This window comes from Bacteroides sp. PHL 2737 (assembly GCF_004115325.2).
Taxonomy (GTDB): Bacteria; Bacteroidota; Bacteroidia; order Bacteroidales; family Bacteroidaceae; genus Bacteroides; species Bacteroides hominis.
Map to the genome: position 1 here is coordinate 4,541,460 of NZ_CP040630.1, position 22,271 is coordinate 4,563,730.

Sequence of the window (22,271 nt, forward strand, 5' to 3'; positions counted from 1 at the left end):
CCTTTTATCAATTACTTAAAGTATCCAACCGGATGATTCATCATCGGAATCTGACCATCTTTCAATTTCAAGGCACTTCTGAGCCGGGTTGTATCCATTGTTGCGCGTGGAACCGTAGCCAGTCGCGCTGCGGAACAAAATAATGAAATATTCTAAGAAACAATCCCTACATCCATAGCTCCTGTCATTTGAGTGCGATTATTTTTCACATCTCCCAATTTTGATAAATCACTGACCAGTACCAATGATAGCGGAGCACTATTGACAAAAGCCTGTCCCCCTGCAACTGCCGAACGATAATCGCCCTCAGAAATCAAGTTAAGCTTATGTCCTTTAGCATCATACAAATAAGTACCTTGCGGAAGGACTACGTAGATATCGACATCTTGACGATTCATGGCCGACGGAGCAGTGCGCTTACCCTCTGCCGGACGACTAATTCCATTGGCGGCCCACAACAGGTCGGATAAATCGGTGTTGCTCAGAGCTTGGGAAGCATATTCACGGACAGAATGGCGTTCGGATAACGCTTTCATTAACTGTCCGCTACGATTTATGTTGGGCTTGGGCAGCTGAATCACCTGATCGGCAGCATAAATTGTCATTGACAAAAGAAGAAAACACACTAAAGACTGTAGTTTTTTCATAATCCTTTTTCTTTTAAGTGAAATACAAATATAAAAAAATCATCAGTTAACGGCCCCATTTCAAAAGAAAGTTTAACAAAAAAGGCCTGTATCCGTATAGATACAAGCCTTTTTCTATAATCATCTATATGATTTATTTCTTACCGAAATAACGGTTATAAAGTCCTTCAAAACCTTTACCATGACGAGCTTCGTCTTTACACATTTCGTGCACTGTATCATGGATAGCATCCAAATTCAAAGCTTTAGCACGTGTAGCAATGCGCTTTTTATCTTCGCAAGCACCGGCTTCAGCATTCATTCTCTTTTCAAGGTTTGTCTTAGTATCCCATACGCAATCTCCCAGCAGTTCGGCAAACTTAGAAGCATGCTCAGCTTCTTCCCAAGCGTAACGTTTGAAAGCCTCAGCTACTTCAGGATAGCCTTCACGGTCAGCCTGACGGCTCATAGCCAGATACATACCAACTTCAGTACATTCGCCCATGAAGTGATTGTTCAAGTCTTTGATCATTTCTTCGTCACAACCCTTAGCCACACCGATTACGTGCTCGTCAACAAAAGTGAGTGCACCACCTTCTTCTTCAACAACTTCTACGAATTTGCTTGCAGGAGCTTTACACAAAGGACATTTCTCAGGAGCTGCGTCACCTTCATAAACATAACCGCAGACAGTACATCTAAACTTTTTCATTTCGTCTTAATTTTAAATTAATTAGTCAATACGTATATCATTTAAACAATTCTTACAAATACCTTTATAATAGTAATGCATTTCACTTACTTCATGTCCATTCATTTGAAGTCCTTCTATTTGTTTCATTTCAACCTGGCACTTCAAATCATAAATACGTCCACAACGTTTACACAAAAAATGAGCGTGTTGTGAAGTATCTCCGTCAAAATTGGTATTCCGTTCGTCGATAGTAAGCATTTGTGCCGCTCCCTGTTCCGAAAACAGTCTAAGAGTATTATAAACCGTTGTCTTCGAAAGTGTTGGCATAGAGGGAGATAATGCAGTGTATATTTCATCAGCCGACGGATGTGTCCTATGTTCCATCAAATAGTTCATGATAGCAATACGCTGCATGGACGGTTTGATGTTATGCTCTAATAATCGGTTGTATGATTCCATCTTCTTCCTCTTTTACAAAATTGTATTCATTACAATTTTAAATCTGATGCAAAGATAAAGAGTTCTTTTATTTTCGCAAACAAAATACGGATATTTTTTTGATAAAATAGAAAAACGGCATACAAAATGACTTTTGCATGCCGTTTCTTATGACAATAATATGTACGTATTAAACTCCTTTGGGATTTTCACCATATTGGTTGCTGCCCGGCTGTCCATCCTGGATAGTCAGGAAGAGATACCAAAGGCTACCGATTACCGGCACAAAAGTGATAAACAACCACCATCCACTTTTACCGATATCGTGCATACGACGCACGCTAACAGCAATCATAGGCAGGAGCATAGCCAGATAATAAAGCCCTACAAATACACAAACTGTACCTAAAATGCCATCAATAATACCTGCAACAATAGCGAAAATAGCCATAAACAAGACAAACATCCAGTATTCACGTCTTCTGGCTCTTCCGTCAAAGTCTTTCCACTTCTTCAAAACATCAATGTACTCTTTCATTTTTCTAATTCTTTTAATAGTTAATAATTGTTGGTATTTTGTGTTTATTTCAATAAACCGCTGCAAATATAATAACTATTATTTGTATTTTTTATATTTTCTGCGTTTATTTTTAGCAAAAAATAAAAGGGGAAGATTGTTTCTTCCCCTATAGTACAATGTAAAAGCCCTGTATAAGCCAATCTACAATCCTCTGTTCCGTAACAAAGGTTCTATACCCGGTTCCTTTCCGCGAAAGTTCTTATACATATTCATAGCATCGTCAATTCCTCCCGGAGTGAGAATATAGCGACGGAATCTGGATGCTACTTCCTGATTAAAAAGATCTCCAGTCTCCCTATAGGCTTCAAAAGCATCACTATCAAGCACTTCAGCCCAAATATAGCTATAATAACCAGCCGTATATCCACTATTCATAATATGGTTAAAATAAGTAGTACGATAACGGGGAGGTATCTGATTCGGCAACCCTCGTTCTTTAAGTACAGTTGTTTCAAATTTAACGATATCCATATCTCCGGGAATTTCTTTGAGCACATGATAATCCATATCAAGCAAAGAAGCAGCAAGATATTCGGTCGTAGCAAATCCTTGTCCATACTTGTCACTCTTATCAAGTTTTTCAATCAAAGCAGAAGGAATCACCTCACCGGTCTGATAATGTTTTGCATATACCTTCAGTACTTCCGGCTCAAATACCCAATGTTCCATAACTTGGGACGGTAGCTCTACAAAATCGCGCGGCACTCCAGATACTCCATAAAAACGTACATCTTTAAACAAATTGTGCAATGCATGCCCAAACTCGTGGAATAAAGTGCTGGCTTCATCTGCACTGAGCAAAGCAGGCTGACCCGAAGAGGGTTTGGTGAAGTTGCACACAATTGTTACTACCGGTGCCAAACGTTTGCCGTCACGATAGGTTTGAGAGCGGTAAGTCCCGCACCATGCACCTGCTCGCTTGCTTGAACGGGGAAAGAAATCCATATAAAGCACCCCCAGATGACTACCGTCCTTATCTTTGCACTCGAAAGCCTGTGCTTCTTCATGCGGTTTTGGTATGTCATTTATTTCGGAAAAAGTGATACCATAAAGTTTATTAGCCACATAGAAGGCGCCGTCACGAACATTATTCAATTCAAGATAGGGACGTATTTCATTTTCGTCCAGACTGAACTTTGCTTTCTTTGCTTTCTCAAAATAGTAGCGCCAGTCCCATCCTTCAGGGGTGAAGTTAGCTCCTTCTTTTTTAATTTCAGCCTGAATGTCAACTAACTCTTCCTTAGCTTTCGCAACTGCAGGAGTCCAGATCTGATTCAGTAAACGATACACATTCTCCTCGTTCTTCGCCATACGGTCTTCCAAAACATAAGAAGCATAATCGGCATATCCCATCAGTTTAGCTTTCTCCAGACGTAAAGTAACCAATTTCTTCACAATTTCATTATTGTCTGTCTCGTTACCATTATTGCCACGATTGATGTATCCCTTAAATATCTTTTCACGCAACTCACGATTATCTGCATATTGCAAAAAAGGCATCACACTCGGATTGTGTAAAGTAAAAAGCCACTCTCCTTCCAGCCCCTCTGACTTAGCTGCTTCGGCTGCAGATGCCACGAGACTTTCCGGCAATCCGGCAAGGTCCTCTTCCTTATCTATAACCAACCGGAAAGCATTGGTTTCTTTCAGCAGATTCTGCCCAAAAGTCAACTGCAACATTGAAATCTCGCTATTCAACTGGCGCAACTTTGCCTGGTCAACAGAATCGAGATTAGCACCTCCACGAACAAATTTCTTGTAAGTCTCTTCCAGTAATTTATTCTGTTCTTTATCTAAACCCAATTGCTCGCGTCGTTCATAAACCTCTTTCACACGAGCAAACAGAGCAGGGTTCAGACTAATATCATCACGGTGTGCCGAAAGCAATGGGGTAAGCTCTTTGTTTAGGGTCTGCATTTCATCGTTCGTATTGCAACTGTTCAACCCATAAAATACTGTATTCACCTTATTTAATAACTCTCCACTCTGATCGAATGCAGCAATAGTATTATCAAAATCCGGAACCGAACGTTGATTTACAATAGCATCGATTTCTTTTTTCTGCTCTTCCATCCCTTTCAGGAAAGCCTCTTTGTAATGCTCTACTTTGATCCGGTCGAACGGTGGAACATTAAAAGGAGTTGAATACTCAGCCAGAAAAGGGTTTCCGGCATCGGTGGCTGCTTTCTGTGCACTTGTGCCGCAAGCAGTCATCACGGCAGCCATTCCGGCAGCCATAAGCATCTTCTTCATGTTTTTGTGCGATTTAATATTATAATGTATCAATTCAAATTTGACAAAAATACAAAGATTCGATTAAAATGCCTACTTTTGCCGGTAGAAATGATAAACCCTGATAGAAAATGAACTACGGATTCGTAAAAGTTGCGGCGGCTGTTCCCCGCGTAAAGGTTGCAGATTGCAAATTTAATTCAGAAAGACTGGAGGGTCTTATTGCCATTGCCGAAGGCAAAGGGGTGCAGATCCTTACTTTTCCCGAAATGTGTATTACCGGATATACCTGCGGAGATTTGTTCGCCCAGCAACTTCTGCTTGAACAAGCAGAAATGGCGTTAATGCAGATTCTGAACAATACCCGCCAGTTGGACATCATTTCTATATTGGGTATGCCGGTAGTAGTCAATTCCACGATTATCAATGCCGCAGTCGCTATCCAGAAAGGCAAAATACTGGGAGTAGTACCTAAAACCTATCTACCTAATTATAAAGAGTTTTATGAACAGCGTTGGTTTACATCTGCTTTGCAGGTCTCGGAAACCAGTGTACGTTTGTGTGGACAAATTGTTCCGATGGGCAACAACCTGTTGTTTGAAACAGCAGAAACAACTTTTGGAATAGAAATATGCGAAGACCTTTGGTCTACGGTTCCTCCAAGTTCTTCACTGGCGCTGCAAGGGGCTGAAATCATTTTTAATCTTTCTGCCGACGATGAAGGGATCGGCAAGCATAGCTATCTTTGTTCTCTGATCAGCCAGCAATCCGCACGGTGCCTCTCCGGTTATGTTTTTTCATCCAGTGGTTTCGGCGAATCAACGACGGATGTGGTTTTTGCAGGAAACGGACTCATATACGAAAACGGTGGCCTGCTTGCACGAAGTGAACGGTTCTGCCTGGAAGAGCAATTAGTTATCAGCGAAATAGATGTAGAATGTATCCGTGCCGAACGCCGTATTAATACAACTTTTGCTGCCAACAAAGCCAATTGCCCGGGTAAAGAAGCAATCAGAGTCTCTACGGAATATACCAACAGTAAAGATCTGAATCTTACCCGTACATTCAACCCACACCCTTTTGTTCCACAAGGAGCTGAACTCAACAACCGTTGCGAAGAAATCTTCTCCATACAGGTCGCCGGACTGGCACAACGCTTAGTACACACAGGAGCCAAAACAGCTGTAGTGGGAATTTCCGGAGGGCTCGACTCTACACTGGCATTATTAGTATGCGTCAAAACATTCGACAAGCTGGGATTATCCCGTAAAGACATTTTAGGTATAACCATGCCGGGGTTCGGAACGACCGACCGCACTTATCATAACGCCATCGCTTTGATGAACTCGTTAGGGATTTCGATTCGCGAAATCAGTATTAGGGAAGCATGTATCCAGCACTTCAAAGACATCGGACATGACCTCAACGTACATGATGTAACATACGAAAACTCACAAGCGCGCGAACGCACGCAAATCCTGATGGATGTAGCCAACCAAATCTGTGGATTAGTAATCGGGACGGGTGATCTCTCTGAACTTGCATTGGGATGGGCCACATACAACGGTGACCACATGTCGATGTATGGCGTCAATGCAAGCATACCCAAGACACTGGTACAACATCTTGTACAATGGGTAGCTGAAAATGAAGTCGACGGGGAATCTAAAATAACCCTGCTGGACATTGTAGACACTCCTATCAGTCCTGAACTGATACCGGCAGATGAGAATGGAGAAATCAAACAAAAAACGGAAGATCTGGTAGGTCCTTATGAACTCCACGACTTTTTCCTGTACTATTTCCTGCGATTCGGCTTCCGCCCGTCGAAAATATACTTTCTGGCACAAACCGTATTCAACGGAATATACGATGCTGAAACCATAAAAAAATGGCTGCAAACCTTTTTCCGCCGGTTCTTCAATCAACAATTCAAACGTTCGTGTCTGCCCGATGGTCCAAAGGTAGGAAGTGTCTCCATCAGTCCGAGAGGTGACTGGCGTATGCCAAGCGATGCCAGTTCGGCTGCATGGTTGAAAGAAGTATCCGAATTGTAACAATGACGATACCTCTTTTTAATATGATGTCGCGACCTTTGCAACGTCATATTAAAAAGAGGTAAAGTTATGAAAAGACAATTTATTTTAGCATTTGTACTATTTGTATCCAGTATTGCCCTGAACGCTGCAAATTCAGTGCCGGATGATGACAAATCCGACAACAAGAATAAAGCGGAAGTAAGCTCAGTCGTAAAAACAACATGGGAGTTCTATTCTGCCATTAAACAGCCATCGGCAGAAGCACTGGCCAATGTAACTAATTACAAATTCGGACAAGAAGCCGGTTATCTCTATAACCAGTTCATGAATATCTATGTGGTAAGGGAAGAAGTAGTTCCGGGTGATCCTACCCGTCGTACCGTCATTCGGAAACCTACTATCTACAATGCCGTACGTTCTATCGAAAAACAACTGAACAGAGAACTCAAAAGTAACAAAATGGGGCAGGAACAAGTAACTGCCGAATTTACAAATGTACTCAAAATAGCCATCTCTGCTTTCGACTCTGAAACCGAATCATTCGAAGACGCTTTACAACAAAATCGCAAAAATGCAGCCGCCCTTCTTTCCGTTTTCCAAAACGTAAAACTAACCGATATTTAAACTTTTTCAATAGGTAAACTTATACTTGTAGCAAGCCTCGGACAATGGTAAATCTCTTGTCCCGGCATCTGCTATGCCCAAACACTAAATTAGTACATAACTTATGAACAGTAAATTTTATCTGTTTCTTTGTTGTATGTTTTTGTGCACATCACTTGCTTTTGCACAGACAATCAAAGTAACAGGAACAGTAACAGACAAAATGGGACCGGTAATCGGTGCCACAATCATGGTAAAAAACTCAACGAACGGTACGGTCACCGACATAGACGGACGTTACCGTCTCGAGGCCTCCATAGGTGATATCCTGACTTTCTCTTTCGTCGGATACAATACGGTAGAAAAAGAAGTGAAAAGCAATAATCCTATGATCAACGTTGAACTGACAGACGATGTACAGGCTATAGATGAAGTAGTAGTAACTGCTATCGGTATCAAACAACAAAAGAAAAAGATCGGTTACACCACCCAGCAAATCAACAGTGACGTGTTGAATGCAACTCCCAGCCTGAATGTCGGTTCTGCACTTTCCGGGCAAGTAGCCGGCTTATTGGTAGCCAATCCGACCGGTATTTTTCAGGCACCAAGTTTCAAATTACGCGGTAATACTCCTTTGATTGTATTAGACGGTGTTCCGGTAGAAACGGACTTTTTCGATATATCGAGTGAGAACATCGAAAGTGTCAACGTGTTGAAAGGTACAGCAGCTTCGGCGTTATATGGTTCACGCGGAAAAAACGGAGCTATCTTAATTACCAGCAAAACAGCCAAGAAAGAAGGGTTGGAAATCAACTTTTCCACCAACAATATGATTACTGCCGGTTTTGCCGTATTACCCGAAACACAGCATCAATATGGTAGTGGTTCGAACGGCAAATACGAATTTTGGGACGGTGCCGACGGTGGTATCTCAGATGGTGATATGACATGGGGTCCCAAACTAAACGTCGGGACCAAAGTAGCCCAATGGAATAGCCCCATCCGAGACAAAGTGACCGGGAAAGAAATTTCTTGGTGGGGAGATGTGAAAGGGACTCAATATGATGACAAATCACGCTACGAACGAGTTCCTATCGACTGGGTATCTCATGATAACCTGAAAGACTTCCTGCAAACAGGATTAGTAACCAACAACAACATCTCTATCGCCTATAAAGGAGAGAAAGCACGCTACTTTGTAACCGGACAGTATGCTTATCAAAAAGGACAGGTACCCTCTACACAAATGCACAGCGGAGGGGTCAACTTCAACTCCACTTTCGATCTTGCTCAAAACCTGCAACTTGACGCCAATCTGGCGTATAACAAGGTGGTTTCTCCAAGCTATCCACGCTATGGATACGGACCTAAAAACCATATGTACACCATTGTTGTATGGATGGGAGACGATGTGAACGGTAAAGAACTCCGTAAACATAAATATGTTCCGGGACAGGAGGGATATCGCCAGGCCAGCTATAACTACGCATGGTACAACAACCCTTATTTTGCCGCCGAAGAGCTTCAGCAGTCGGAAAACCGTGATGTAGTGAACGGTCAACTACGTCTCAATTATCAACTCCTGCCCAACCTGAACATTCAGGGACGCGCAGCCTTACGTCAGAAGACAATTCTACAGGAAATGAAAGTTCCCAAAACTTACATGAACTATGGTGACTCACGTGAAGGCGACTACAAAGTCTGGAATGACCACCAGACCAATGTGGATGCTGATATACTGGCTACCTATACACAAGACCTTACTCCCGATATTCTTTTTACACTGAATGCGGGTAGCTCTGTATTTTACCGAAATTACCGTCAAGAGTACCAGTCTACCGACGGTTTGATCGTTCCTTTCGTATACAGTATCAAAAACACCCAAGGACCATCCATTACCGATGCCAACCGGAACGAGAAATCCATCCGCAGTATTTATGGCTCTGTCAACCTCGACCTTTATAAATATGCTTACCTGACCCTGACGGGACGTAATGACTGGTCATCCACTCTCGCAAAAGGCAGCAATTCTTACTTTTATCCTTCCGTAGCAATCAGTACAATGGTGTCTGAATATGTCAAACTACCTACATTCATGGATTATCTTAAAATGTATGGCTCATGGGCAGTCGTTTCTACCGACTTGTCTCCATACCAGATTATATCTACCTACACTAAAGATACCAACTATGGTTCAAACCCGTCTATCTCCTATCCCTCGTCTCTGGTGAACTATTACATCAAACCCCAGAAAACGACCTCTTGGGAAGCAGGTTTATCAACTTCTTTTTTCCGGAACCGTCTCTCCTTCGACCTGACATATTATCACACGATTGACGAGAACCAGATCATCGACCTGAACATATCGAATGCTTCGGGTTTCACCAGCCGTAAAGTGAACGGTAATCAATATACCACTAACGGATGGGAAATCATGGCAAACGTACAGGCAATCCAAAATAGAGATTTCCAATGGGAATTTGCCCTGAACTGGAGCAAAAGCATAAAGAAGCTGACAGAAATATATGGTGGACAAAAAAAATTCGGTGACTTGAAAGTAGGCGACCGTGCCGACGCATTCTACGGTTCACAATGGCAAAAAAGTGCTGATGGAGAACTGATTCTCGATGAAAATGGCATGCCGACCAAAGACGCCTACAAACAATATCTGGGACATCTGGACCCCAACTTCCGTATGGGTATGCAGAATACGTTCCGTTATAAAGACTTCACCCTGTCTGTCGATCTGGATGGTGCGTACAAAGGAGTCATCTATTCCGTACTGAGCGAAAAGTTATGGTGGGGTGGTAAACATCCGGAGTCTGTTGAATACAGAGATGCACAATACGCAGCCGGACATCCGGTATATGTGCCCAACGGTGTAGTGGTAACCGGAGGTGAACTGAAACGTGACATTGACGGAAATGTCATCTCGGATACCCGTACATACAGACGTAATACAACAGCCGTCGATTGGCAGCAATGGTGTCAGAATTACCCTTATCAGGCTTATGTGTCATCCAAAGAGAATGCGAAGTTTGCCAATGTATTCGACCGTAGTTACATTAAATTGCGCCGAGTAGCCCTGACCTACAACTTCACTAAATTACTTTCAAAACAAAGTCCCGTGAAAGGACTGACTGCCACAATCTTCGGCAACAATCTTGCTGTATGGAAGAAAGTTCCTTTCGTCGATCCTGACTATACGGGAGACAGCAATGACGGAGGGGCCAACGATCCTACTGCACGCTATATCGGTATGGGAGTCAACATAAAATTCTAAACATGTTATGAAACCAATAAGAATTTATAAAATGAAAAAGATATTATTATTTATGGCATCCATATGGATGTGCGTATCCTGCGGAAACTTGGAAAAGATGAATATAGATCCGGACAACGCCACTCAAACCCATCCCAAACTTTTGCTGACACAAATCAGTATGAATGCATTCAAAAGAGGAACCGACGGAATGTATGCTACTAAAAAAGTGATTCAGACTGACGGAGAAAGTGCCGACCAATACTACAAATGGACACGGGGAAGCTTTGGCTACTACGATAACCTGAGAAATGTACAAAAAATGGGTGAAGAAGCCGAACGTGTGAACGCTCCGGTATATACGGCGCTTACCAAATTCTTCCGTGCCTATTACTTCTACGAACTGACCTTACGCTTTGGGGACATTCCTTACCGCCAAGCCTTAAAAGGAGAAAAAGAAGAGATCTATACTCCTGAATACGATACTCAGGAAGATGTTTTCACGGGCATCCTTCAAGAACTGAAAGAGGCAGATGAAATACTGGCAAATGACGCCTCTGTAATTGATGGTGATATTATTTACAATGGTAATGGCAATCAATGGAGAAAGCTGATCAACTCTTTCCGGTTGAAAGTACTGATGACTCTTTCGAACCATACGACTGTGGGGAATCTTAATATTGCCTCCGAATTCAAGGCCATTGCAACAGGCAGCCCACTAATGGAAAGCCTGACCGACAACGGGCAGCTGGTTTATCTGGATCAACAAGGGAATCGATACCCTCAGTTTAACGCACAATGGTCCGGCTATTACATGGATGATACTTTTATCCAACGAATGCGTGAACGTCGGGATCCACGGCTTTTTATCTTCAGCGCACAAACCAATAAAGGAAAGACTGAAGGAAAGGCCATCGACGATTTCAGCTCTTACGAAGGAGGTGACCCGGCAGCTCCTTACAGTGATGCTATCATTAAAGTAAGTGAAGGAACCATATCACCTATCAATGACCGTTTCCGCACAGACCCTATTGTAGAACCAACCATGTTAATGGGGTATGCAGAACTGCAACAGATTCTCGCCGAAGCTGTCGTACGAGGATGGATCAATGGCAATGCGCAAACATATTATGAGAATGGTATCCGTGCCTCTTTCTCCTTTTATGAAACACATGCCAAAGCCTACGCCTCTTATCTCAATGCCGATGCGGTCAACCGATACTTACAGGAACCTTTGGTCGCCTTCGGCAAAGCTGCCAACGTAGACGAACAGATAGAGCGCATCATTATGCAAAAGTACCTTGTAACCTTCTATCAAGGCAACTGGGATTCTTTCTACGAACAATTGCGCACCGGTTACCCGGACTTCCGCCGGCCTGCCGGAACAGAGATCCCTAAACGTTGGATGTATCCGCAAGGTGAGTACGACAACAACGGAGCTAACGTAGAAGCGGCCATCATGCGGCAGTTTGGTACAGGAAATGATAAAATCAATCAAACCACCTGGTGGCAAAAAAAAGACTAACCCAAATTCAAAAAAGTTATAACGATGAAAAAAATAATTCTAAGCAGTGCACTGCTACTGGCAAGCTTATGCGGACAGGCACAACAGGCTCCAGAAAAAATAAACTTCAATAAGAACGGAGAATTCAAGATTGCACAGTTTACCGATATGCACCTGGGACATGACCAGGAAAAAAACATGATTGTAGCAGACATGATAAAAGAAGTACTTGACTCTGAAAAGCCGGATCTTGTGGTTTTCACAGGAGACATTACCACGATGGACGAGGTCAGCCAGGCATGGGAAGCCATAGCCGGCGAACTCGCCACTCGCCAGCTCCCCTGGACTGCCGTCTTGGGTAACCACGATGATGAATATGCAGTAAAACGGGATGAGATTATACGTATCATCCAGCAACAACCTTATTGTATGATAAAAAACATCGCTGAAGGTATTAAGGGAGAAGGTAATCACATTATCCCAATCTATGGTTCGGCAGATAACAAAAAAGTAGCTGCACTGCTCTACTGTCTGGACACGAATGCCTACTCAAAACTCAAAACAGTGAAAGGATACGATTGGATCGGACAATCACAAATCAACTGGTATACCCGTGAAAGCCAAAAATATACCGAGCAGAACGGAGGACAACCTCTGCCCGCATTAGCTTTCCTCCATATTCCATTGCCGGAATATACTCAAGCATGGGAGTCATTTGATACCAAACGATACGGCGACCGCAACGAGAAAGAATGCAGCCCAAACATAAATAGCGGAATGTTTACCCAGATGCTGGAATGCGGTGATGTGATGGGAATTTTTGCCGGTCATGACCATGTGAACGACTACATCGCTACACTTTACAATATCGCTTTGGGGTACGGACGCGCTTCGGGCGGTAAAAACACTTATGGTGACAAAACACCCGGCAGCCGTATGATCGTTCTTAAAGAAGGTAAACGGGAATTCGACACTTGGCTTCGTGAGAAAGAAAATACGGAAAAGCTAAATGTCTGCACCTATCCGGACTCGTTCGTGAAAAAGAAATAGAGATCCTTCTTTTTCAGCTTACACAAAACGTTCTATAAGGAAAGTTACAGAGTTATTCATAAATCCCCCTTTTATAATAAACGTGCATTTATTACAAAAGGGGGATTTATAATTAAAAAAGCAAAGATAATCCTTAATTCTTTACAGTACCCCTTTACTGGATGGCAATTCAAAATGATAAATATCCCGTTTCAATGCCATTTTCAGTGCACGGGCCAAAGCTTTGAAAATACCTTCTATCTTATGATGTTCATTCTGTCCCTCGGCTTTGACATTCAAATTCATCTTGGCAGCATCGCTCAACGACTTAAAAAAGTGTAGAAACATCTCAGTGGGCATCTCTCCTATTTTTTCACGTTTGAATTCGGCATCCCATACTAACCAAGGACGACCTCCGAAATCAAGGCATACCTGGCAAAGGCAATCATCCATGGGTAAAGCATAGCCATAACGTTCAATTCCACGTTTACTGCCCAGCGCCTGATAAATACAATCGCCCAAAGCTATGGCCGTATCCTCTATGGTATGATGCTCGTCTACCTCCAGATCACCCTTCACCCGAATGCTCAGATCCATGCCGGAGTGCTTACCGATCTGCTCAAGCATGTGGTCGAAAAAGCCCAATCCGGTAGAAATTTCACAGGCACCATTACCATCCAAGTTGAGAGCTACCCAAATATCCGTTTCCTTTGTCGTACGATGCACTTCTGCTTTTCGTTCTCCTGCAAAAAGAAATTCAGTTATCCGGTCCCAGTCTGTAGTAGCAAGGACACAGTAGGATTCTAATCCCTTTTCTTTCAATAAGTCAGTGTTCTCCTGAAGATAGATAGCACGGCAACCTAAATTTTTGGCAAGTTCGACATCTGTCGGACGGTCACCTATGACAAAACTGCCTTCCAGATCATATTCCGGATTAGAAATGTATTTAGTCAGCATACCGGTACGCGGCTTCCTCGTAGGTGCATGATCTGCCGGCATACTACGGTCTATCAATATATCATCGAACGTAATACCTTCTCCCTCTAAAGTTTTCAGCATCAGATTGTGGGCCGGCCAGAATGTCTCCTCCGGAAAAGAAGAAGTACCCAGTCCATCCTGGTTGGTCACCATAACAAATTCAAAGTCGAGTTTACTATGGATAAATCCCAGATTACGAAAGACTTTAGGATAAAACTCAAGCTTCTCCAAAGAATCGAGTTGATAGTCGATGGGAGGTTCGATGACAAGAGTGCCATCACGGTCTATAAACAGTACTTTTTTTTTCATTTTTCCTATTGATATTTTTTCAGTGCTCCAATCAGTCTGGCATTCTCAGCCCGTGTACCTACAGTTACACGAAGACAATTACCACACAATGAAATGGAATTTCTGTTACGTACAATAATTCCCTCTCCCACCAGGTAGTTATAAATCTTCACCGCATCGGTTACACGCGCCAGGAAAAAATTCGCATTCGACGGAAACACCTGTAACACGCAAGGCAGCTCAATAAAAGCTTCTTCCAGATATCCCCTCTCCTCTTTCAACGTTTTTACCCAACGTTCTATCTCGTAATATTTGTGAAGCATCTCTATAGCTTGCTGCTGGGTCAACTGATTCACATTATACGGATATTTAATTTTGTTCAGGATTGCGATAATCCCTTCGGAAGCAAAGGCCATTCCCAAACGAATGGCTGCGCACCCAAATGCCTTGGAAAAGGTCTGTAGAACAACCAGATTCGGATATTTATCCAACTCGGATAAGAATGACGGTTGGTCAGAGAAGTCATTGTAAGCTTCATCCAAAATAACCAATCCTTCGAATCCGCCAATGACCTTTACTATCTCAGAACGAAGCAGATCGTTTCCCGTGGGATTATTAGGAGAACAAATAAAAATCATCTTTGTCCGTTCATCCGCCGCCGCCAACAACTCTTCAGCCGAAAACTGGAAATCATCGTGGAGTAACACTTTGCGATATTCCACATCATTGACATCGGCACAAACCTGATACATGCCGTATGTAGGATCAATGGCTACTACGTTATCTTCACCCGGTTCACAGAAAGCACGGAATACCAGGTCGATAGCTTCATCACTGCCATTCCCGAGAAATATATGGGCGGGAGGTACTTTTTTGATTTTGGATAACTCCGATTTCAGATCCCGCTGCATCGGATCGGGATAACGATTGTGCGGTAAGTTATAGGGATTCTCGTTAGCATCCAAAAAGACGGATGCAGCCGCTCCGTTATATTCGTCACGAGCCGAAGAATAAGGTTTTAGCCTCCAGATATTCGACCGGGTTAATTCTTGCAATGTTCTCATTTTCTTATCTCCTTTAATCTAACGGTTACTGCATTTTTGTGTGCATCCAAATGTTCATTTGCAGCCATTACTTCGATAGCCGGACCAATAGCAGCCATTCCATCAGGAAGTATCTCCTGAAAGGTAATTTTACGGATGAAACTGTCGAGACTTACCCCACTATAAGCTTTGGCATAACCATTCGTTGGCAGGGTATGATTAGTTCCCGAAGCATAATCACCTGCACTTTCGGGAGAGAAGGCTCCCAAGAATACAGAACCGGCATTAATGATCCGTCCGGATACTTCCATGTAATTCTTAGTCTCAATAATCAGATGTTCTGGCGCATAAGCATTAGTCAATTCCAGCGCCTCATCCATATCCTTCACTAATATCAACTTACTGTTGGCCAAAGATTTCTCGGCAATGTCGCGGCGGTTCAGATAGCCCAACTGTCGCTCAACTTCATATACGACTTCCGTTTGCAATTTTTCAGACGTCGTAATCAACACAGCCTGACTATCCACTCCATGTTCCGCCTGAGACAGAAGATCAGCGGCAACAAACACTGGATTAGCAGATTCGTCAGCCAGCACTTCTACTTCTGAAGGTCCGGCCGGCATATCAATGGCTACATCCCTCAAGCTAACAAGTTGTTTGGCTGCTGTAACATACTGGTTTCCCGGACCAAATATCTTATAAACCTTAGGAATACTCTCTGTTCCGTATGCCATAGAAGCAATGGCCTGTACTCCACCCACCTTAAATATTTTGCTGACTCCGGCCAGATGGGCAGCAAAAAGGATTGCCGGATGCACTTTCCCATTTTTGTCAGGTGGTGTGCAAAGTACAATCTCTTTGCAGCCGGCAATCTTGGCAGGAATTGCAAGCATAAGCACGGTAGAGAATAAAGGGGCCGTTCCTCCGGGGATATATAAGCCGACCTTTTCAATGGCTACTGCCTTCTGCCAACAAGTAACCCCTTCCATAGTATCTACCTTTTTCCCCTCAAAACGCTGTGCAGCATGGAAAGCCTCAATATTGCGTTTAGCCAGATAAATGGCAGCTTTCAATTCTATAGGAACCTCTTTTTCAGCTTCTTCAATCTCTTCGAGTGTAACGGCCAGTGAAGTGAGTTCGGCTTTATCAAACATAGCTTCATACTCCATCACCGTCCGGTCCCCACCAACTCTTACACGATTAATAATATCACGTACAGTATCAAAAAGGCTTTCTGTGTTGAGTACGGGCCGCTTCAGAATTTCATCCCACTGCGATCTATCGGGGTATTTAATCAGTTTCATTATTTTTTTAATTAAAAGTTCAACAAACAGACTCGCTTAAATAATCATCTTTTCAATAGGCAATACTAAAATTCCCTCCGCTCCCAGTGCTTTCAGTTTGCCTATAATCTCCCAAAATCGTTTTTCATCAAGTACTGTATGCACAGAGCACCAGCCTTCCTGTGCCAATGGCATTACGGTAGGACTCTTCATCCCCGGCAATACGGCAATAATATCATCCAACTTATCTTTAGGTGCATTCATCAATACATATTTTTTATCTTCGGCTGTTTTCACGGCATCCATACGGAAAAGCAATTCGTCCAATACCTCCTTCTTCTCTTTACTCATATTCTTATTGCCTATCAGCAGAGCTTCCGACTTCATCACGACCTCCACTTCTTTCAGACGATTGCTGACCAACGTAGAACCGGAACTGACAATATCAAAAATGGCATCCGCCAGTCCGATGCCTGGAGCAACCTCTACAGATCCGGTAATGACATGAACCTCGGCTTTAACTCCATTACTTTTCATGAAATTATCCAGAATTCCCGGATATGAAGTAGCAATTTTCTTTCCATTAAACCAACTTAGACCGGGATATTCAATATCTTTGGGCATAGCCAGAGATAAACGACATTTGCTGAATCCAAGACGCTTAATAATTTCTGCGTCTTCTTGTTTTTCTACGAATTCATTTTCTCCCACTATACCAAGATCAGCAACTCCCGTAGCCACAGATTGTGGAATATCGTCATCACGGAGGAAAAGCACCTCAATTGGAAAATTAGACGACTGTACGAGTAAAGTACGTTTAGTTGTGCTCAGTTTGATGTCTGATTCTTCAAGAAGGGCCATCGTTTCTTCAAAAAGGCGCCCCTTGGCTTGTACTGCGATTCTTAACATAATTACAATATCTTAATTTACAATTTAAATTCAATATCCGGAAAATAAAAAAGGCCCACCTTATCGGTAAGCCTCGTATTCTATCATATATATACACAATATCATCCTGCCCACCGAGTTATTCGATCGAGTAATGATGATGGCGATGTGTAATAGTAATGTTCATATCTTCATTCTTTATGCGACAAAAATAAACTATTAGTTCCGAATCACCAAACAATTATCAGAAAAACTTCCGTTTTTCTTTCAAATCAAAGGGAGTATCTCTTCATCTTCTACTCCACATGATAAAAAGTGCATCTCTTCTTTAGCTTTTTCCTTCGGAAAAGTGAAATAAGTGCAGATCGCTTCCGTACACAATTCTCCATTTTTGTTATAAAGACGTGCCTCTATCAGTACAATATTGCGTTTCACCTCTTTAATATGTGCCTTGAGTACTACATGCGAATCATTAGTATTGATCGACTTACGATAGCGAGTTTCCATTTTCGATGTCACTCCTGTCGTCTGTAACTTCCGGAGAACCACCCAGGCACAGATTTCATCGAGAAGTACCGCCTGAATGCCTCCATGCAACGTATCAATCCATCCTTGGTATTCGGGACGCGGACGCCAGATACTTATCACTTCATCATCCTCTTCATAAAATTCCATTTTCACACCGGCTTCATTGTTGGGAGCACAACCAAAGCAATTATATCCTTCCATTCCCTTCCAAGGATTAATAATCTTTTTCATACTTTCCTATTTTAAATTGCTCAAAGATATAAATCTTTTTGTAAAATGCACAATTCTCGCTACCAGAACTTTATCTATCATTCATTTGTTATACGAATATTCTATTGAAGAAAGGAAAAATATGAAAACAGTAGTAGACAAAGCCTCCTCCAGAGGTTATTTCAATCATGGCTGGCTTAAAACCTACCATACATTTAGCTTTGCAAACTATTACAACCCATCGAGAATGCATTTTGGCGCATTGAGGGTGCTGAATGATGACAGTGTAGCTCCATCAATGGGATTTGATACACATCCTCACCAGAATATGGAAGTGATTTCTATTCCCTTGAAAGGTTATCTGAGACATGGTGACAGTGTAAAAAACACCCAAACCATCACTCCCGGCGATATCCAAGTAATGAGTACGGGTAAAGGTATCTTTCACAGCGAATATAATGGCAGCGATAAAGAACAGTTAGAATTCCTACAAATATGGATATTTCCGAGAATCGAGAATACAGAACCGGAATATAACAACTACGATATCCGCCCCTTACTGAAAAGAAACGAACCGGTCTTGATTATCTCGCCTGACGGTAAGGTACCTGCTTCCATCAAACAAGATGCCTGGTTTTCCATGGGAACATTTGATGCCGGAAAAAGCTTTGAATACAAATTGCACCAAGAAGGTAACGGAGTTTATATCTTCATCATCGAAGGGGATGTGAAGGTTGCAGATAATCTGTTATCAAAGCGTGACGGTATCGGACTCTGGGATACGAAGAACTTTAAAGTGGAGGTAATCCAGGAAGCAACTTTATTGTTAATGGAAGTACCAATGCGATAAAGCAATAATAAAACATAAGAAAGGCTGCCCCGCTTTATGCGAAGGCAGCCTTTCTTTTCATTCATTGAACACACTATTTATTTTTCTTTCCGGTAGTTCTCAAGTCCGGTCTGCAAGAAGTCTATATACTTGGATATATCTTCATCATAAGCATATGACTTGTTCAGCGGCTTACCTTCATTATCAATCAGAACATAAAAAGGCTGGGCATTGGCACCAAATTTCACACGCTGCAGATAACTCCATTTATCACCTACCGTACGCAGAGTACGTTCTGTTCCATTCTCTGTAATCTTCACCGGTTCGGTAAGTGGAGTCTTGTTATCAACATAAAGGGTAATCAATACATAATCATTATTGATAATGCTACTTACCTTCGGATCAGTCCATACGGCAAGCTCCATCTTACGACAGTTCACACAACCATATCCTGTAAAATCGAGCATCACCGGTTTGTTATGCTGGCGGGCATATTCCATACCCAAGTCATAATCGTCGAACTTAGCATGTACCTCATTGGTATAAAGATTAAAGTCCTGAGTCTTCATAGGTGGTGCAAACGCACTGACAGCCTTCAAAGGTGCTCCCCACAGGCCCGGAATCATATAAATGGCAAAAGCCAAAGAGATCAGTGCCATGAAAAAACGAGGAACGCTCACTTTCGTATCATCGTCATCGTGTGGAAACTTGATCTTGCCTAACAGATAAAAACCAAGCAAAGCAAAAATCACAATCCACAAAGCAAGGAAAGTTTCACGATCCAGAATTCTCCATCCATATGCCAAATCGGCAACAGACAGGAATTTTAGAGCAAAAGCCAATTCCAAAAAGCCCAATGTTACTTTAATCACATTCATCCAGCCTCCTGACTTAGGCATTGATTTCAGCCAAGACGGGAATAAGGCGAATAAAGTGAACGGCAGAGCCAGCGCAATGGCAAAACCGAGCATACCAATCGCAGGAGCAACTACGCTGCCGGTAGTAGAAACCTGTACTAACAGGAATCCGATAATAGGGCCTGTACAAGAGAAAGATACAAGCGATAATGTAAATGCCATCAAGAAAATACTCAGTAATCCGCTGGTAGCTTCTGCTTTACTATCTACAGCCGTACTCCATTTTGCAGGAAGTGTCAGTTCGAAAGCTCCAAAGAAAGAGGCGGCAAATACGATCAACATCAGACAGAACAGAATATTGAAGACCGCATTGGTAGAAAGAGCATTCAACGCACTGGCACCGAATATCAAAGTAATGGCAAGTCCCAATGCCACATAGATCACAACGATAGATGCCCCATAAGTCCATGCATCACGGATACCTTTCTTTTTATCTTTGCTCCTTTTTAAAAAGAAGCTTACCGTCATCGGTATAATAGGCCATACACAAGGAGTAAACAAGGCCAGCAAACCTCCCAGGAATCCTGTAATAAAGATATAGATCCAGGACATATCTTCCTGAGAATTTGCTTCTCCGAACTTCTTCAAATCATTAATAACCGGCTTCCATAAATCAATGCTGCCTACAGCAGAAGTTACAGCAGTAGCTACCGGTTCTATAATACTATCAGAAACTGATGCGACAGGCTCTTCAACCGGTGCTGCAGGAGTCTCTTTTACCGAAGCTGCAGAAGTCGCAACCGCCTTACCCGAAAGTTTGAAAGGGACTTGTGTAGGAGGCAGGCAATTCTCATCGTTACAAGCTCCGTACTCCAGATAACCTTCAATCGAATAATCACTGCCGGTAAACTTTATCTTTTGTACGAACTGGGCCGTCTTTTCAAAATAACGCACTTTCATTTCGAACAGTTTGTCAAAGCTCGAAACTTCTTTTCCCCTCGGGGCCAATTTACCAACCACTTCGGCACCTGATATCTTCTCTACATTAAAAGTTGCAGAGATAGGGCCGCCATCACCCAGATCGGTAGAATATACGTGCCAACCGGCATCAATCGTACCAGTAAAAACGATTTCCGCTTCAGCTCCCGACAGGGTTTTCAGCTCTGTTTTAAACTTTACAGGCTCTTGTATCTGCGCCTGTGCCGTAAACACAACCAGCAGTAAAAGCAGAAAAGAGGATAATTTCTTCATTCTTTAAATTGTTTATGATGTTTCTAAAAATATAACAGCTATCCAAATTTCCGGGTTTGAGTTTTCGGCAAATCTTAAATAGCTATCATTTTTTATAACTAAAATTCATAATCTACACACGCCCGGCTCTCTTTCGTTTCCGCCAGAATTTTACCGGCAGCCACATGTTCGGGATGGGTAGCGTAGAACTTTACATCATCCAGATTATCAAATTCACTATACAACGCAATATTCCAGGTTTCCCCCGGGTTCATATTCAGCCCGACCTCAATCTTACGGATCACAGAGATTTTAGCAGGCAATGCTTCGATAGCCTCTTTAAAACTATTCATCACAACGAGTTTCTTTTCTACAGAAACATCGTCTCTTAACTTAAATAATACAATGTGTTTTACCATTACGTTGTTATTTTAATTATTTGTTTTTATATTTGTCAGCCAAAGTTGTTTTTTACAGTTGCAAAATTACTCTATTTGTTTCAAATATACACTATAAAAGGATGTTAATAATAGGAATAGCAGGCGGAACAGGCTCAGGAAAGACCACCGTCGTACGGAAAATCATTGAGAGTCTGCCGGCTGGCGAAGTAGTATTACTGCCACAGGATTCATACTATAAAGACAGCAGTCATGTGCCGGTGGAGGAACGGCAGAACATCAATTTTGATCATCCGGACGCTTTTGAGTGGAGCCTTTTGTCTAAACATGTTTCCATGCTGAAAGAAGGCAAGTGCATTGAGCAGCCCACCTATTCCTATCTGACCTGTACCCGTCAGCCCGAAACAATACATATTAAGCCACGTGAAGTTGTCATTATCGAAGGTATCCTGGCCCTATGCGACAAAAAACTGCGTAATATGATGGACCTGAAAATATTCGTCGATGCCGATCCGGATGAACGGCTGATACGCGTCATCCAACGTGATGTAGTGGAACGGGGCCGTACGGCAGAAGCTGTAATGGAGCGATACACACGCGTCCTGAAACCCATGCATTTGCAGTTCATCGAACCTTGTAAGCGTTATGCCGACCTGATTGTCCCTGAAGGGGGAAGCAATCAAGTAGCTATCGATATATTGACCATGTACATCAAAAAACACATCGGTTAGT

18 protein-coding genes and 1 pseudogene are annotated in these 22,271 nt (G+C 42.5%); 7 read left to right on the forward strand and 12 right to left on the reverse strand.

The genetic code is table 11. The features are described 5' to 3' along the window. Nucleotides 1-11 precede the first annotated feature (11 nt). The 5 genes and pseudogenes from DBK98_RS18860 to DBK98_RS18880 form a co-directional block, all read right to left on the reverse strand. Nucleotides 12-647, reverse strand: a pseudogene (locus DBK98_RS18860) (SagB/ThcOx family dehydrogenase). Nucleotides 648-780: 133 nt separating this feature from the next. After that, nucleotides 781-1,338, reverse strand: coding sequence for an NADH peroxidase (locus DBK98_RS18865; RefSeq protein ID WP_005780311.1), 558 nt, complete (start codon nucleotides 1,336-1,338; stop codon nucleotides 781-783). A gap of 21 nt (nucleotides 1,339-1,359) precedes the next feature. Then, nucleotides 1,360-1,779 (reverse strand): Fur family transcriptional regulator, encoded by a 420-nt coding sequence (locus DBK98_RS18870; protein ID WP_005807446.1) that lies wholly within the window; start codon nucleotides 1,777-1,779, stop codon nucleotides 1,360-1,362. 169 nt (nucleotides 1,780-1,948) lie between these two features. After that, nucleotides 1,949-2,296 (reverse strand): DUF805 domain-containing protein, encoded by a 348-nt coding sequence (locus DBK98_RS18875; RefSeq protein WP_005780313.1) that lies wholly within the window; start codon nucleotides 2,294-2,296, stop codon nucleotides 1,949-1,951. 183 nt (nucleotides 2,297-2,479) lie between these two features. Next, nucleotides 2,480-4,591 (reverse strand): M3 family metallopeptidase, encoded by a 2,112-nt coding sequence (locus DBK98_RS18880; protein ID WP_032535758.1) that lies wholly within the window; start codon nucleotides 4,589-4,591, stop codon nucleotides 2,480-2,482. Nucleotides 4,592-4,701: 110 nt separating this feature from the next. On the opposite strand from DBK98_RS18880, the gene DBK98_RS18885 reads away from it, so the two are divergent. The 5 genes from DBK98_RS18885 (at nucleotide 4,702) to DBK98_RS18905 (ending at nucleotide 13,028) form a co-directional block, all read left to right on the forward strand. Continuing rightward, entirely contained in the window at nucleotides 4,702-6,627 is a 1,926-nt protein-coding gene (locus DBK98_RS18885) for an NAD(+) synthase (protein WP_005780316.1), read from the forward strand. Between the two features lie 69 nt (nucleotides 6,628-6,696). Further along, nucleotides 6,697-7,233: a hypothetical protein gene (locus DBK98_RS18890; RefSeq protein ID WP_005780318.1), complete on the forward strand. Its 537-nt coding sequence runs from the start codon at nucleotides 6,697-6,699 to the stop codon at nucleotides 7,231-7,233. 103 nt (nucleotides 7,234-7,336) lie between these two features. After that, entirely contained in the window at nucleotides 7,337-10,495 is a 3,159-nt protein-coding gene (locus DBK98_RS18895) for a SusC/RagA family TonB-linked outer membrane protein (RefSeq protein WP_032535757.1), read from the forward strand. 31 nt (nucleotides 10,496-10,526) lie between these two features. After that, entirely contained in the window at nucleotides 10,527-11,999 is a 1,473-nt protein-coding gene (locus tag DBK98_RS18900; protein WP_005807453.1) for a SusD/RagB family nutrient-binding outer membrane lipoprotein, read from the forward strand. A 24-nt stretch (nucleotides 12,000-12,023) separates the two neighbouring features. Continuing rightward, nucleotides 12,024-13,028 (forward strand): metallophosphoesterase family protein, encoded by a 1,005-nt coding sequence (locus tag DBK98_RS18905; protein WP_005780325.1) that lies wholly within the window; start codon nucleotides 12,024-12,026, stop codon nucleotides 13,026-13,028. 141 nt (nucleotides 13,029-13,169) lie between these two features. On the opposite strand, the gene hisB is transcribed toward DBK98_RS18905, so the two are convergent. The 5 genes from hisB to DBK98_RS18930 form a co-directional block, all read right to left on the reverse strand. Continuing rightward, on the reverse strand, nucleotides 13,170-14,294 hold the full coding sequence (gene hisB / locus DBK98_RS18910; protein ID WP_005807455.1) for a bifunctional histidinol-phosphatase/imidazoleglycerol-phosphate dehydratase HisB: 1,125 nt from the start codon (nucleotides 14,292-14,294) through the stop codon (nucleotides 13,170-13,172). A 5-nt stretch (nucleotides 14,295-14,299) separates the two neighbouring features. After that, a complete protein-coding gene (hisC, locus tag DBK98_RS18915) occupies nucleotides 14,300-15,337 on the reverse strand; it encodes a histidinol-phosphate transaminase (protein WP_005780328.1) in 1,038 nt (345 codons plus the stop codon). Further along, nucleotides 15,334-16,620 (reverse strand): histidinol dehydrogenase, encoded by a 1,287-nt coding sequence (gene hisD / locus DBK98_RS18920; RefSeq protein ID WP_005780330.1) that lies wholly within the window; start codon nucleotides 16,618-16,620, stop codon nucleotides 15,334-15,336. Before hisD ends, hisC begins: the two co-directional genes overlap by 4 nt. A gap of 36 nt (nucleotides 16,621-16,656) precedes the next feature. After that, complete coding sequence (hisG, locus tag DBK98_RS18925) at nucleotides 16,657-17,508, reverse strand: ATP phosphoribosyltransferase (protein WP_005807457.1); 852 nt, start codon at nucleotides 17,506-17,508, stop codon at nucleotides 16,657-16,659. Nucleotides 17,509-17,754: 246 nt separating this feature from the next. Then, the gene (locus DBK98_RS18930) at nucleotides 17,755-18,246 is read right to left on the reverse strand and encodes a PaaI family thioesterase (RefSeq protein ID WP_005780335.1); all 492 of its coding nucleotides are present in this window, start codon (nucleotides 18,244-18,246) and stop codon (nucleotides 17,755-17,757) included. Nucleotides 18,247-18,367: 121 nt separating this feature from the next. Here DBK98_RS18930 and DBK98_RS18935 point away from each other — a divergent pair, with 121 nt between their 5' ends. After that, nucleotides 18,368-19,075: a pirin family protein gene (locus tag DBK98_RS18935; RefSeq protein WP_005780336.1), complete on the forward strand. Its 708-nt coding sequence runs from the start codon at nucleotides 18,368-18,370 to the stop codon at nucleotides 19,073-19,075. 77 nt (nucleotides 19,076-19,152) lie between these two features. Here the strand turns inward: DBK98_RS18935 and DBK98_RS18940 are convergent, their stop codons facing one another. After that, on the reverse strand, nucleotides 19,153-21,162 hold the full coding sequence (locus tag DBK98_RS18940; protein WP_005807459.1) for a cytochrome c biogenesis protein CcdA: 2,010 nt from the start codon (nucleotides 21,160-21,162) through the stop codon (nucleotides 19,153-19,155). Between the two features lie 98 nt (nucleotides 21,163-21,260). Further along, nucleotides 21,261-21,560, reverse strand: coding sequence for a Dabb family protein (locus DBK98_RS18945; RefSeq protein ID WP_005780342.1), 300 nt, complete (start codon nucleotides 21,558-21,560; stop codon nucleotides 21,261-21,263). Between the two features lie 101 nt (nucleotides 21,561-21,661). On the opposite strand from DBK98_RS18945, the gene udk reads away from it, so the two are divergent. Further along, entirely contained in the window at nucleotides 21,662-22,270 is a 609-nt protein-coding gene (udk, locus tag DBK98_RS18950) for a uridine kinase (RefSeq protein WP_005807461.1), read from the forward strand. Nucleotide 22,271 lies beyond the last annotated feature (1 nt).

Coding starts and splice junctions, on each gene's coding strand:
- DBK98_RS18895 (WP_032535757.1), top strand. CDS start 7,337: ATGAACAGTAAATTTTATCTGTTTCTTTGTTGTATGTTTTTGTGCACA.
- udk (WP_005807461.1), top strand. CDS start 21,662: ATGTTAATAATAGGAATAGCAGGCGGAACAGGCTCAGGAAAGACCACC.
- DBK98_RS18940 (WP_005807459.1), bottom strand. CDS start 21,162: ATGAAGAAATTATCCTCTTTTCTGCTTTTACTGCTGGTTGTGTTTACG.
- hisD (WP_005780330.1), bottom strand. CDS start 16,620: ATGAAACTGATTAAATACCCCGATAGATCGCAGTGGGATGAAATTCTG.
- DBK98_RS18885 (WP_005780316.1), top strand. CDS start 4,702: ATGAACTACGGATTCGTAAAAGTTGCGGCGGCTGTTCCCCGCGTAAAG.
- DBK98_RS18935 (WP_005780336.1), top strand. CDS start 18,368: ATGAAAACAGTAGTAGACAAAGCCTCCTCCAGAGGTTATTTCAATCAT.
- DBK98_RS18890 (WP_005780318.1), top strand. CDS start 6,697: ATGAAAAGACAATTTATTTTAGCATTTGTACTATTTGTATCCAGTATT.
- DBK98_RS18900 (WP_005807453.1), top strand. CDS start 10,527: ATGAAAAAGATATTATTATTTATGGCATCCATATGGATGTGCGTATCC.
- DBK98_RS18930 (WP_005780335.1), bottom strand. CDS start 18,246: ATGAAAAAGATTATTAATCCTTGGAAGGGAATGGAAGGATATAATTGC.
- DBK98_RS18945 (WP_005780342.1), bottom strand. CDS start 21,560: ATGGTAAAACACATTGTATTATTTAAGTTAAGAGACGATGTTTCTGTA.
- hisC (WP_005780328.1), bottom strand. CDS start 15,337: ATGAGAACATTGCAAGAATTAACCCGGTCGAATATCTGGAGGCTAAAA.
- hisG (WP_005807457.1), bottom strand. CDS start 17,508: ATGTTAAGAATCGCAGTACAAGCCAAGGGGCGCCTTTTTGAAGAAACG.
- hisB (WP_005807455.1), bottom strand. CDS start 14,294: ATGAAAAAAAAAGTACTGTTTATAGACCGTGATGGCACTCTTGTCATC.
- DBK98_RS18875 (WP_005780313.1), bottom strand. CDS start 2,296: ATGAAAGAGTACATTGATGTTTTGAAGAAGTGGAAAGACTTTGACGGA.
- DBK98_RS18870 (WP_005807446.1), bottom strand. CDS start 1,779: ATGGAATCATACAACCGATTATTAGAGCATAACATCAAACCGTCCATG.
- DBK98_RS18905 (WP_005780325.1), top strand. CDS start 12,024: ATGAAAAAAATAATTCTAAGCAGTGCACTGCTACTGGCAAGCTTATGC.
- DBK98_RS18865 (WP_005780311.1), bottom strand. CDS start 1,338: ATGAAAAAGTTTAGATGTACTGTCTGCGGTTATGTTTATGAAGGTGAC.
- DBK98_RS18880 (WP_032535758.1), bottom strand. CDS start 4,591: ATGAAGAAGATGCTTATGGCTGCCGGAATGGCTGCCGTGATGACTGCT.